This window comes from Enterobacter hormaechei ATCC 49162, from assembly GCF_001875655.1.
Taxonomy (GTDB): Bacteria; Pseudomonadota; Gammaproteobacteria; order Enterobacterales; family Enterobacteriaceae; genus Enterobacter; species Enterobacter hormaechei.
Map to the genome: position 1 here is coordinate 3,091,051 of NZ_MKEQ01000001.1, position 12,168 is coordinate 3,103,218.

The 12,168-nt window shown below is 53.5% G+C and carries 8 protein-coding genes, 4 tRNA genes and 3 rRNA genes; 13 read left to right on the plus strand and 2 right to left on the minus strand.

What is annotated here, in order from left to right:
• Window positions 1-378: 378 nt before the first annotated feature.
• The 7 genes from BH712_RS15395 (at window position 379) to BH712_RS15425 (ending at window position 5,773) form a co-directional block, all read left to right on the plus strand.
• Window positions 379-1,920, plus strand: a 16S ribosomal RNA gene (locus tag BH712_RS15395).
• A gap of 70 nt (window positions 1,921-1,990) precedes the next feature.
• A tRNA-Ile gene (locus tag BH712_RS15400) sits at window positions 1,991-2,067 on the plus strand.
• A 106-nt stretch (window positions 2,068-2,173) separates the two neighbouring features.
• Window positions 2,174-2,249, plus strand: a tRNA-Ala gene (locus BH712_RS15405).
• A gap of 170 nt (window positions 2,250-2,419) precedes the next feature.
• Window positions 2,420-5,325 (plus strand): 23S ribosomal RNA (locus BH712_RS15410).
• 72 nt (window positions 5,326-5,397) lie between these two features.
• Window positions 5,398-5,513 (plus strand): 5S ribosomal RNA (gene rrf, locus BH712_RS15415).
• Together the 16S, 23S and 5S rRNA genes with 4 tRNA genes alongside form the textbook arrangement of a ribosomal RNA operon.
• Before the next feature lie 55 nt (window positions 5,514-5,568).
• Window positions 5,569-5,645, plus strand: a tRNA-Asp gene (locus BH712_RS15420).
• Window positions 5,646-5,697: 52 nt separating this feature from the next.
• Window positions 5,698-5,773, plus strand: a tRNA-Trp gene (locus BH712_RS15425).
• A 100-nt stretch (window positions 5,774-5,873) separates the two neighbouring features.
• On the opposite strand, the gene hdfR is transcribed toward BH712_RS15425, so the two are convergent.
• Window positions 5,874-6,695, minus strand: a complete 822-nt coding sequence (gene hdfR / locus BH712_RS15430) for an HTH-type transcriptional regulator HdfR (RefSeq protein WP_017693775.1) — start codon at window positions 6,693-6,695, stop codon at window positions 5,874-5,876.
• Window positions 6,696-6,813: 118 nt separating this feature from the next.
• Between hdfR and BH712_RS15435 the strand changes: the two genes are divergently transcribed.
• Window positions 6,814-7,152, plus strand: a complete 339-nt coding sequence (locus BH712_RS15435) for a MaoP family protein (RefSeq protein WP_006808641.1) — start codon at window positions 6,814-6,816, stop codon at window positions 7,150-7,152.
• A gap of 28 nt (window positions 7,153-7,180) precedes the next feature.
• On the opposite strand, the gene BH712_RS15440 is transcribed toward BH712_RS15435, so the two are convergent.
• The gene (locus BH712_RS15440) at window positions 7,181-8,701 is read right to left on the minus strand and encodes a YifB family Mg chelatase-like AAA ATPase (RefSeq protein WP_032673461.1); all 1,521 of its coding nucleotides are present in this window, start codon (window positions 8,699-8,701) and stop codon (window positions 7,181-7,183) included.
• A gap of 341 nt (window positions 8,702-9,042) precedes the next feature.
• On the opposite strand from BH712_RS15440, the gene ilvL reads away from it, so the two are divergent.
• The 5 genes from ilvL to BH712_RS15460 all read left to right on the plus strand — a co-directional run bounded on the left by ilvL (window position 9,043) and on the right by BH712_RS15460 (window position 12,135).
• Entirely contained in the window at window positions 9,043-9,141 is a 99-nt protein-coding gene (gene ilvL / locus BH712_RS15445) for an ilv operon leader peptide (protein WP_001311244.1), read from the plus strand.
• Window positions 9,142-9,227: 86 nt separating this feature from the next.
• Window positions 9,228-9,278: a peptide IlvX gene (gene ilvX, locus BH712_RS25000; protein WP_166792073.1), complete on the plus strand. Its 51-nt coding sequence runs from the start codon at window positions 9,228-9,230 to the stop codon at window positions 9,276-9,278.
• A gap of 2 nt (window positions 9,279-9,280) precedes the next feature.
• Window positions 9,281-10,927, plus strand: coding sequence for an acetolactate synthase 2 catalytic subunit (gene ilvG / locus BH712_RS15450; RefSeq protein ID WP_006808639.1), 1,647 nt, complete (start codon window positions 9,281-9,283; stop codon window positions 10,925-10,927).
• A complete protein-coding gene (gene ilvM / locus BH712_RS15455; protein ID WP_003860184.1) occupies window positions 10,924-11,187 on the plus strand; it encodes an acetolactate synthase 2 small subunit in 264 nt (87 codons plus the stop codon). The genes ilvG and ilvM overlap by 4 nt, the downstream gene beginning before the upstream one ends.
• An 18-nt stretch (window positions 11,188-11,205) precedes the next feature.
• Window positions 11,206-12,135, plus strand: coding sequence for a branched-chain amino acid transaminase (locus BH712_RS15460; protein ID WP_006808638.1), 930 nt, complete (start codon window positions 11,206-11,208; stop codon window positions 12,133-12,135).
• The last annotated feature ends 33 nt before the right edge of the window (window positions 12,136-12,168 follow it).

The window sequence follows — 12,168 nt, forward strand, 5'->3', positions numbered from 1 at the left end:
TGAGCAAAAAAGAGACGGTTGAACGTTTTTTTTCAAAGAGGGGTTGTCAACGCCTGAGAACTCCCTATAATGCGCCTCCACTGACACGGAACAACGGCTTACAAGCCGCCGGAACAGCGGGGTTCAGAGATGAACGCCAACAGAGAAAAGTGAAAATAATTGCTTGACTCTGAATGAGGAAAACGTAATATACGGGACCTCGCAACGATGAGCTGAAAGCCGCGTTGCAACTGCTCTTTAACAATTTATCAGACAATCTGTGTGGGCACTCAAAGTGACATGGATTCTTAATGTCCTCGGACACTAAATGAATACCAAGTCTCAACGAGTGAACACGTAATTCATTACGAAGTTTAATTCATTGAGCATCAAACTTTTAAATTGAAGAGTTTGATCATGGCTCAGATTGAACGCTGGCGGCAGGCCTAACACATGCAAGTCGAACGGTAACAGGAAGCAGCTTGCTGCTTCGCTGACGAGTGGCGGACGGGTGAGTAATGTCTGGGAAACTGCCTGATGGAGGGGGATAACTACTGGAAACGGTAGCTAATACCGCATAACGTCGCAAGACCAAAGAGGGGGACCTTCGGGCCTCTTGCCATCGGATGTGCCCAGATGGGATTAGCTAGTAGGTGGGGTAACGGCTCACCTAGGCGACGATCCCTAGCTGGTCTGAGAGGATGACCAGCCACACTGGAACTGAGACACGGTCCAGACTCCTACGGGAGGCAGCAGTGGGGAATATTGCACAATGGGCGCAAGCCTGATGCAGCCATGCCGCGTGTATGAAGAAGGCCTTCGGGTTGTAAAGTACTTTCAGCGGGGAGGAAGGTGTTGAGGTTAATAACCTCAGCAATTGACGTTACCCGCAGAAGAAGCACCGGCTAACTCCGTGCCAGCAGCCGCGGTAATACGGAGGGTGCAAGCGTTAATCGGAATTACTGGGCGTAAAGCGCACGCAGGCGGTCTGTCAAGTCGGATGTGAAATCCCCGGGCTCAACCTGGGAACTGCATTCGAAACTGGCAGGCTAGAGTCTTGTAGAGGGGGGTAGAATTCCAGGTGTAGCGGTGAAATGCGTAGAGATCTGGAGGAATACCGGTGGCGAAGGCGGCCCCCTGGACAAAGACTGACGCTCAGGTGCGAAAGCGTGGGGAGCAAACAGGATTAGATACCCTGGTAGTCCACGCCGTAAACGATGTCGACTTGGAGGTTGTGCCCTTGAGGCGTGGCTTCCGGAGCTAACGCGTTAAGTCGACCGCCTGGGGAGTACGGCCGCAAGGTTAAAACTCAAATGAATTGACGGGGGCCCGCACAAGCGGTGGAGCATGTGGTTTAATTCGATGCAACGCGAAGAACCTTACCTACTCTTGACATCCAGAGAACTTAGCAGAGATGCTTTGGTGCCTTCGGGAACTCTGAGACAGGTGCTGCATGGCTGTCGTCAGCTCGTGTTGTGAAATGTTGGGTTAAGTCCCGCAACGAGCGCAACCCTTATCCTTTGTTGCCAGCGATTCGGTCGGGAACTCAAAGGAGACTGCCAGTGATAAACTGGAGGAAGGTGGGGATGACGTCAAGTCATCATGGCCCTTACGAGTAGGGCTACACACGTGCTACAATGGCGCATACAAAGAGAAGCGACCTCGCGAGAGCAAGCGGACCTCATAAAGTGCGTCGTAGTCCGGATTGGAGTCTGCAACTCGACTCCATGAAGTCGGAATCGCTAGTAATCGTGGATCAGAATGCCACGGTGAATACGTTCCCGGGCCTTGTACACACCGCCCGTCACACCATGGGAGTGGGTTGCAAAAGAAGTAGGTAGCTTAACCTTCGGGAGGGCGCTTACCACTTTGTGATTCATGACTGGGGTGAAGTCGTAACAAGGTAACCGTAGGGGAACCTGCGGTTGGATCACCTCCTTACCTTAAAGAACCTGCCTTTGCAGTGCTCACACAGATTGTCTGATGAAAAACAGCAGTAAAAAACCTCTACAGGCTTGTAGCTCAGGTGGTTAGAGCGCACCCCTGATAAGGGTGAGGTCGGTGGTTCAAGTCCACTCAGGCCTACCAAATTCTCCCTGAATACTGCGTTGCGAAATAACTCACATACTGAAGTATGCTTCGTTATTCCACGCCTTGTCTCAGGAAGAATTACCGGTACAGAGGTGACTACGATGGGGCTATAGCTCAGCTGGGAGAGCGCCTGCCTTGCACGCAGGAGGTCTGCGGTTCGATCCCGCATAGCTCCACCATCTTTTACTGCGAACACAAGAAAACTTCAGAGTGAACCTGAAAAGGTGCACTGCGAAGTTTTGCTCTTTAAAAATCTGGATCAAGCTGAAAATTGAAACGACACACAGCTCATGTGTGTTCGAGTCTCTCAAATTTTCGCAATCAGAAGTGAAACATCTTCGGGTTGTGAGGTTAAGCGACTAAGCGTACACGGTGGATGCCCTGGCAGTCAGAGGCGATGAAGGACGTGCTAATCTGCGAAAAGCGCCGGCGAGGTGATATGAACCTTTGACCCGGCGATGTCCGAATGGGGAAACCCAGTGCAATTCGTTGCACTATCGTTAACTGAATACATAGGTTAACGAGGCGAACCGGGGGAACTGAAACATCTAAGTACCCCGAGGAAAAGAAATCAACCGAGATTCCCCCAGTAGCGGCGAGCGAACGGGGAGCAGCCCGGAGTCTGAATCAGTTTGTGTGTTAGTGGAACGGTCTGGAAAGTCCGACGGTACAGGGTGATAGTCCCGTACACGAAAATGCACATGCTGTGAACTCGAAGAGTAGGGCGGGACACGTGGTATCCTGTCTGAATATGGGGGGACCATCCTCCAAGGCTAAATACTCCTGACTGACCGATAGTGAACCAGTACCGTGAGGGAAAGGCGAAAAGAACCCCGGCGAGGGGAGTGAAAAAGAACCTGAAACCGTGTACGTACAAGCAGTGGGAGCCTCTTTATGGGGTGACTGCGTACCTTTTGTATAATGGGTCAGCGACTTATATTCTGTAGCAAGGTTAACCGTATAGGGGAGCCGAAGGGAAACCGAGTCTTAACTGGGCGTTAAGTTGCAGGGTATAGACCCGAAACCCGGTGATCTAGCCATGGGCAGGTTGAAGGTTGGGTAACACTAACTGGAGGACCGAACCGACTAATGTTGAAAAATTAGCGGATGACCTGTGGCTGGGGGTGAAAGGCCAATCAAACCGGGAGATAGCTGGTTCTCCCCGAAAGCTATTTAGGTAGCGCCTCGTGAACTCATCTTCGGGGGTAGAGCACTGTTTCGGCTAGGGGGCCATCCCGGCTTACCAACCCGATGCAAACTACGAATACCGAAGAATGTTATCACGGGAGACACACGGCGGGTGCTAACGTCCGTCGTGAAGAGGGAAACAACCCAGACCGCCAGCTAAGGTCCCAAAGTCATGGTTAAGTGGGAAACGATGTGGGAAGGCACAGACAGCCAGGATGTTGGCTTAGAAGCAGCCATCATTTAAAGAAAGCGTAATAGCTCACTGGTCGAGTCGGCCTGCGCGGAAGATGTAACGGGGCTAAACCATGCACCGAAGCTGCGGCAGCGACGCTTATGCGTTGTTGGGTAGGGGAGCGTTCTGTAAGCCGTTGAAGGTGGCCTGTGAGGGTTGCTGGAGGTATCAGAAGTGCGAATGCTGACATAAGTAACGATAAAGCGGGTGAAAAGCCCGCTCGCCGGAAGACCAAGGGTTCCTGTCCAACGTTAATCGGGGCAGGGTGAGTCGACCCCTAAGGCGAGGCCGAAAGGCGTAGTCGATGGGAAACAGGTTAATATTCCTGTACTTGGTGTTACTGCGAAGGGGGGACGGAGAAGGCTATGTCAGCCGGGCGACGGTTGTCCCGGTTTAAGCATGTAGGCGGAGGTTCCAGGTAAATCCGGTACCTTGTTAACGCTGAGGTGTGATGACGAGGCACTACGGTGCTGAAGTGATAAATGCCCTGCTTCCAGGAAAAGCCTCTAAGCATCAGGTAACACGAAATCGTACCCCAAACCGACACAGGTGGTCAGGTAGAGAATACCAAGGCGCTTGAGAGAACTCGGGTGAAGGAACTAGGCAAAATGGTGCCGTAACTTCGGGAGAAGGCACGCTGATATGTAGGTGAAGCCCCTGCGGGCGGAGCTGAAATCAGTCGAAGATACCAGCTGGCTGCAACTGTTTATTAAAAACACAGCACTGTGCAAACACGAAAGTGGACGTATACGGTGTGACGCCTGCCCGGTGCCGGAAGGTTAATTGATGGGGTTAGCGGCAACGCGAAGCTCTTGATCGAAGCCCCGGTAAACGGCGGCCGTAACTATAACGGTCCTAAGGTAGCGAAATTCCTTGTCGGGTAAGTTCCGACCTGCACGAATGGCGTAATGATGGCCAGGCTGTCTCCACCCGAGACTCAGTGAAATTGAACTCGCTGTGAAGATGCAGTGTACCCGCGGCAAGACGGAAAGACCCCGTGAACCTTTACTATAGCTTGACACTGAACACTGGTCCTTGATGTGTAGGATAGGTGGGAGGCTTTGAAGCGTGGACGCCAGTCTGCGTGGAGCCGCCCTTGAAATACCACCCTTTAATGGCTGGTGTTCTAACGTAGACCCGTAATCCGGGTTGCGGACAGTGTCTGGTGGGTAGTTTGACTGGGGCGGTCTCCTCCCAAAGAGTAACGGAGGAGCACGAAGGTTGGCTAATCCTGGTCGGACATCAGGAGGTTAGTGCAATGGCATAAGCCAGCTTGACTGCGAGCGTGACGGCGCGAGCAGGTGCGAAAGCAGGTCATAGTGATCCGGTGGTTCTGAATGGAAGGGCCATCGCTCAACGGATAAAAGGTACTCCGGGGATAACAGGCTGATACCGCCCAAGAGTTCATATCGACGGCGGTGTTTGGCACCTCGATGTCGGCTCATCACATCCTGGGGCTGAAGTAGGTCCCAAGGGTATGGCTGTTCGCCATTTAAAGTGGTACGCGAGCTGGGTTTAGAACGTCGTGAGACAGTTCGGTCCCTATCTGCCGTGGGCGCTGGAGAATTGAGGGGGGCTGCTCCTAGTACGAGAGGACCGGAGTGGACGCATCACTGGTGTTCGGGTTGTCATGCCAATGGCACTGCCCGGTAGCTAAATGCGGAAGAGATAAGTGCTGAAAGCATCTAAGCACGAAACTTGCCCCGAGATGAGTTCTCCCTGAGACTTTAAGTCTCCTGAAGGAACGTTAAAGACGATGACGTTGATAGGTCGGGTGTGTAAGCGCAGCGATGCGTTGAGCTAACCGATACTAATGAACCGTGAGGCTTAACCTTACAACGCCGAAGATGTTTTGGCGAAGAGACAGACAATCAAATTTCAGCTTTGATACAGATTAACAGAATTTGCCTGGCGGCTTTAGCGCGGTGGTCCCACCTGACCCCATGCCGAACTCAGAAGTGAAACGCCGTAGCGCCGATGGTAGTGTGGGGTCTCCCCATGTGAGAGTAGGGAACTGCCAGGCATCAAATTAAGTAGTAAGCCGGTGCATTAATCCGGTGGTTACAGAAGTATTCGGTGGAGCGGTAGTTCAGTCGGTTAGAATACCTGCCTGTCACGCAGGGGGTCGCGGGTTCGAGTCCCGTCCGTTCCGCCACTTATTAAGACATTAAGCCTGCCCTTTCGGCAGGCTTAATGGCAAAAACTTTAGGGGCGTAGCTCAGTTGGTAGAGCACCGGTCTCCAAAACCGGGTGTCGCGAGTTCGAGTCTCTCCGCCCCTGCCATATAGAATCCTTTGCTTCGGCAAAGGATTTTTTTTTGCCTGCAAAACAGCTCAACACCTTCCTGAAGAATAATCAGCCTGCGCTCCCGCAGGCTTTTGCGTTAATCCAGTATGCTGGTTTTTAACAGATCTTTTATCTGCGACTGCTTATCGCTGTTTTGCAGCCAAATGGCATACAGCGGCCTGGAGAGAGTTGTCGAATCGGTGACAACATGAAGTGCAGGTTTATTATCCGCCCAGCGAACAGGTAACCAGGTACAACCTTTCAATGCGGGAAGATGCTGGCAGGCGATTTCCGCAGAGCTTGTCGTGAGTTGCGGGATATCATCGCTGGCGATTAACCCCGTCTCGTGCTGCTGAAAATCAGGCCCCCACTCCAGGCGTAAATAGTTAAGGTCGGCCTTCATCATTGCAGGCTCCGATGCATAGAGCGCCAGACTAAACTGTCCAACAATCTGGCTGCTAAATTCGTCCATCTTGGGGGCTTCTGTGGTGATCAGCAGATCAAGCTGCCGTTCGTGGAGTTGCTTAACCAATGACTGACGTTGTGCAATCCTCGCCTCAAATTGCAGATGGTTGTGTGTGCGATATAGCCGCATAAGCCACTGGCTGAGCATACATTCCCATAGTGATGCGCTGGCACCGATCGAGAATTCATTATGCCGGGAGGTGTGCGCAACCTCCTTTCGCGCTGCCTGCCAGGTATTCATCAGGGTTTCTGCATACGGCAACAGTTTTTCACCGGCCGGTGTTAAACGAATATTGTTGCGATGGCGAGTAAAAAGGTTCACACCCAGTTGATTTTCCAGCTGTCGAATACGAAAACTGACTGCTGACTGCGTCAGGTAAAGGGCTTCAGCTGCTCGCCCAAAGTGCCGCGTTCTGCTCACTTCGAGGAAAGTTTTTAGCAATTCCGTATCCACATCTTTCTCCACAAAATTATTTGTCGTTATGATTTAAATGTTTTGTTTTACACTCTGTCAAGCGTAACTAATACTCCGCGCCATAAATAGCTCGGCCAAAGAATTAGGAGCGTGTAGGATGGCGGAAAGCTTTACGACGACTAATCGTTTTTTCGACAATAAACATTATCCGCGCGGGTTCTCTCGTCACGGCGATTTCACGATCAAAGAAGCTCAACTTCTTGAGCGCCATGGTTATGCCTTTAACGAGCTGGATCTGGGTAAACGTGAACCGGCAACCGAAGATGAAAAACAGTTTGTCTCTGTTTGCCGTGGTGAGCGTGAGCCGCAATCTGATGCAGAACGTGTATGGATCAAGTATATGGCTCGCATTAAGCGTCCTAAGCGTTTCCATACGCTGTCTGGCGGTAAGCCGCAGATGGAAGGTGCAGAAGACTACACCGAGTCTGACGATTAAAAAGAGAAGGGGCTACGGCCCCTTTTTTTTACGCCAGCATTTTTTGCAGATGCAACAGCAGCCGATCGATCGCACGGTAACTCAAGGCCTCCTGCAAATGGCGCCTCTCAATGCCGGGGCAGCCTTCCACGTCAGCGACCGTGCGGGCTACTTTCAACAAACGCTGCCACGCGCGAATGGATAGCCCAAACCGCGTCAGTGTCTCTTCCAGCCAGCCTGCATCTTCAGCGTTGAGAGAACAAAACTGTCGGATCCCGGCGTTATCCAGCCGGGCATTCAGCCTGTTCTGACGAGCATACTGCCGCGCCTGCGCCGCAATAACCCGTTCGCGCACCGCTGCTGAACTTTCCCCTTTCATACCGGCTTGTCTCAGCAGACCGGGCGGTGGCAGGGGGATCTCGAGAGATAAATCAAAACGGTCGAGGAAGGGGCCAGACAGCTTACTCAGATAGCGCAGGGTCTGCTCCGGCGTACAGCGGTTATGGTTGCCCTGATAATGTCCCGTAGGGCTAGGGTTCATCGCAGCGACCAGCTGAAACTGCGCAGGGTAGCTTATTTTGGCGCGTGTACGAGACAGATGGATTTCGCCGGATTCAATCGGCTCCCGCAACGCATCCAGGACGCGGCGTTCAAACTCTGGCAATTCATCCAGAAACAGAATGCCGTTGTGCGCCAGTGAAATTTCACCCGGTCCGGGGATCGACCCTCCGCCTACCATCGCGGTAAGAGACGCGCTGTGGTGTGGAGAGCGGAAAGGACGGCGGCGCCACTGTTTATGCAGCGACGTTGAACTGACTAGGCTAAATATCGCGGCGCTTTCCAGCGCTTCGTGATTATTGAGGGGTGGCAGCAGGCCGTTCAACCTGCTCGCCAGCATCGTTTTCCCCGTGCCTGGCGGACCTATCAGTAACAGGTTATGCCCACCCGCGGCCGTTATCTCTAACGCCCGCTTACCCTGATCCTGGCCCATAATATCGCTGAGGTCATCGGGAGAATCTGGCGCCACCTCGTCATTCTCCTGCGGTTCGGCAAGCTCATGTCGGCCTTCCAGCCAGGCGCAAACCTCCTGCAAATGTCCCGCGACAAGACATCCCTTTTCGGCGATAAGGCTGACTTCAGAGGCATTTTCATTGGCCACAATGATTTGTCTTCCCGCGCGTATGGCTTCAAGCGCACCCGAGATTGCTCCGGGAACGCCTCTTAACGCGCCTGTAAGCGCTAATTCGCCCACGAACTCGCACGAGCTTAGCCCTGGCGTCTTGAGCTGTTCAGAAGCCGCGAGAAGCGCTATAGCAATAGGTAAATCATATCGCCCACCCTCCTTAGGCAAATCTGCTGGCGCAAGATTGATGGTGATCTTCTTCGCCGGAAAAGCATAACCGCTATTAATAATTGCGCTGCGTACGCGATCCCTCGCCTCTTTAACGGTCGTTTCTGGCAAGCCGACCAGCGTCAATCCGGGCAGTCCATTGCTTAAATGAACCTCCACAGAGATAAGCGGTGCCTTCACGCCGATAGCCGCGCGTGTATAAACAACTGACAGTGACATAAGCCCCTCCTTGGCGGCGACTATGCCAGTATCATTTATTCCTGTTGAGTGTTGATTCACTGATTTACGGTGCTCGTTCAAGACTTTTGGCGGCAAAATGTAACCATTACACGTTGGCGGAAGCGGCCTCGCAGAAAAGCAATCACGTGCGCCTTGCCTCTCGGAAGAGGGCAAAAAAATGAAAAATCTTCATTTCTATTTTTTCCCTATATAAAACAACGATTTTGAAAGAAATAGTTCGCATGCTACAGAAATGGGTCATAAAAAAATCTTGTGCCACATGAAATATCTGTGGTAACTCTTTAGGTATTCCTTCGAACAAGATGCAAAAAGAACTGAAAATGACAGCCCTTCTACGAGTGATTAGCCTGGTCGTGATTAGCGTGGTGGTGATTATTATCCCACCGTGCGGGGCTGCACTTGGACGAGGAAAGGCTTAAGAATCAAGCCTTAACGAACTAAGACCCCCGCACCGAAAGGTCCGGGGGTTTTTTTATGACTAAAAAACTTAAATGAGGAGCAGAGAATGACGACTAGCACAAAATTCTGTTTCTCCAGATTTATGACGGGGAACTAACTATGAATGGGGCACAATGGGTAGTACATGCGTTGCGCGCGCAGGGAGTCGAAACCGTATTCGGTTATCCGGGTGGCGCAATTATGCCGATTTACGATGCACTGTATGACGGCGGCGTGGAACACCTGTTGTGCCGACATGAGCAGGGCGCAGCGATGGCCGCCATCGGATATGCCCGTGCGACCGGTAAAACCGGCGTCTGTATGGCCACCTCCGGTCCGGGCGCAACGAACCTGATCACCGGCCTGGCTGACGCGCTGCTCGATTCCGTTCCCGTGGTGGCGATCACGGGCCAGGTTGCTTCTCCGTTCATCGGTACCGATGCCTTCCAGGAAGTGGACGTCCTCGGTTTATCGCTGGCCTGCACCAAACACAGTTTCCTCGTTCAGTCCCTCGAAGAGCTGCCGCGCGTGATGGCCGAAGCGTTCGAGGTTGCCAGCTCTGGCCGTCCTGGCCCGGTTCTGGTGGATATCCCGAAAGATATCCAGGTTGCACTCGGCGATCTGGAGCCGCATTTCTCTACCGTGGAAAGCGACGATGCGTTCCCGCATGCCGAGGTTGAAGAGGCGCGTCAGATGATCGCGCAGGCGAAACAACCGATGCTGTACGTAGGCGGTGGCGTGGGTATGGCGCAGGCTGTTCCGGCGCTTCGCGCGTTCATTGCAACCACGCAAATGCCCGCCACCTGCACGCTGAAAGGCCTGGGCGCGGTAGAAGCGGATTACCCGTACTACCTCGGCATGCTGGGGATGCATGGCACCAAAGCGGCAAACCTGGCGGTGCAGGCATGCGACTTGCTCATCGCCGTAGGCGCCCGTTTTGACGACCGCGTCACCGGCAAGCTGAATACCTTCGCGCCGAATGCCAAAGTGATCCATATGGATATCGACCCGGCGGAGATGAACAAACTGCGTCAGGCGCATGTCGCGTTGCAGGGCGATCTTAACGCGCTGTTACCGGCGCTGGAGCAGCCGCTGGATATCAGTGCATGGCGCCAGCACACCGCAGACATGCGCGCCGAGCATGCCTGGCGTTACGATCATCCCGGCGAGGCCATCTACGCGCCGCTGCTGTTGAAGCAGTTGTCCGACCGCAAACCCGCAGACAGCGTGGTGACGACGGATGTCGGCCAGCACCAGATGTGGTCAGCCCAGCACATGACCTACACCCGCCCGGAGAACTTCATCACCTCCAGCGGCTTAGGCACGATGGGCTTTGGCCTGCCCGCTGCCGTAGGGGCACAGGTTGCCCGCCCGAACGATACCGTTATCTGTATCTCCGGTGACGGCTCCTTCATGATGAACGTTCAGGAGTTGGGCACCGTGAAGCGTAAGCAGTTACCGCTGAAGATCGTCTTGCTCGATAACCAGCGTTTAGGGATGGTTCGCCAGTGGCAGCAGCTGTTCTTCCAGGAGCGTTACAGCGAAACAACGCTGACCGACAACCCCGATTTCCTCACTCTGGCCAGCGCCTTCGGCATTCCTGGTCAGCACATCACCCGTAAAGACCAGGTTGAAGCGGCACTCGACACCATGCTGTCAAGCGAAGGGCCATACCTGCTTCATGTCTCAATCGACGAGCTTGAGAACGTCTGGCCGTTGGTACCGCCAGGTGCCAGTAACTCACAAATGCTGGAGAAATTATCATGATGCAACATCAGGTCGCCGTGCAGGCTCGCTTCAACCCGGAAACCTTAGAACGCGTTTTGCGCGTGGTCCGTCACCGTGGCTTTCAGATTTGCTCGATGAATATGGAAACGGCCACCGACGCGCAGAACATCAGTATCGAATTAACCGTTGCCAGCCCGCGGCCGGTCGACTTACTGTTTAGTCAGTTATCAAAACTGGTAGACGTTGCCCATGTTGCCATCTGCCAGAGCACAACCACATCACAACAAATCCGCGCTTAAGCGTGACAGGACGAAAAAATGACGACAAAAAAAGCTGATTACATTTGGTTCAATGGCGAGATGGTTCGCTGGGAAGACGCGAAAGTTCACGTGATGTCCCACGCGCTGCACTACGGTACCTCTGTGTTTGAAGGGATCCGTTGCTACGATTCTCACAAAGGGCCAGTGGTGTTCCGCCATCGCGAACACATGCAGCGTCTGCATGACTCAGCCAAAATTTATCGTTTCCCGGTCTCTCAAAGCGTTGATGAGCTGATGGAAGCCTGCCGCGACGTGATCCGTAAGAACAACCTGACCAGCGCCTATATTCGTCCGCTGGTCTTCGTGGGCGACGTCGGCATGGGCGTAAACCCGCCAGAAGGTTACACCACCGATGTGATCATTGCTGCGTTCCCGTGGGGCGCCTACCTGGGCGCGGAAGCACTGGATCAGGGGATCGACGCAATGGTTTCTTCCTGGAACCGCGTGGCGCCTAACACTATCCCGACTGCGGCTAAAGCGGGCGGTAACTACCTCTCCTCACTGCTGGTCGGCAGCGAAGCACGTCGCCACGGCTACCAGGAAGGTATCGCGCTTGACGTGAACGGCTACATCTCCGAAGGCGCGGGCGAAAACCTGTTTGAAGTGAAAGACGGCATTCTGTTCACGCCGCCGTTCACCTCTTCCGCGCTGCCGGGCATCACCCGCGACGCCATCATCAAGCTGGCAAAAGATCTGGGTATCGAAGTGCGCGAGCAGGTACTGTCCCGCGAATCCCTGTATCTGGCCGATGAAGTATTCATGTCCGGTACCGCGGCTGAAATCACGCCGGTGCGCAGCGTCGACGGCATTCAGGTGGGCGAAGGCCGCTGTGGTCCGGTGACCAAACGCATTCAGCAAGCCTTCTTCGGCCTCTTCACCGGCGAAACAGAAGACAAATACGGCTGGTTGGATCAGGTTAATCACTAAATATAAATTTGGGACGGCACGCACCGTCCCATT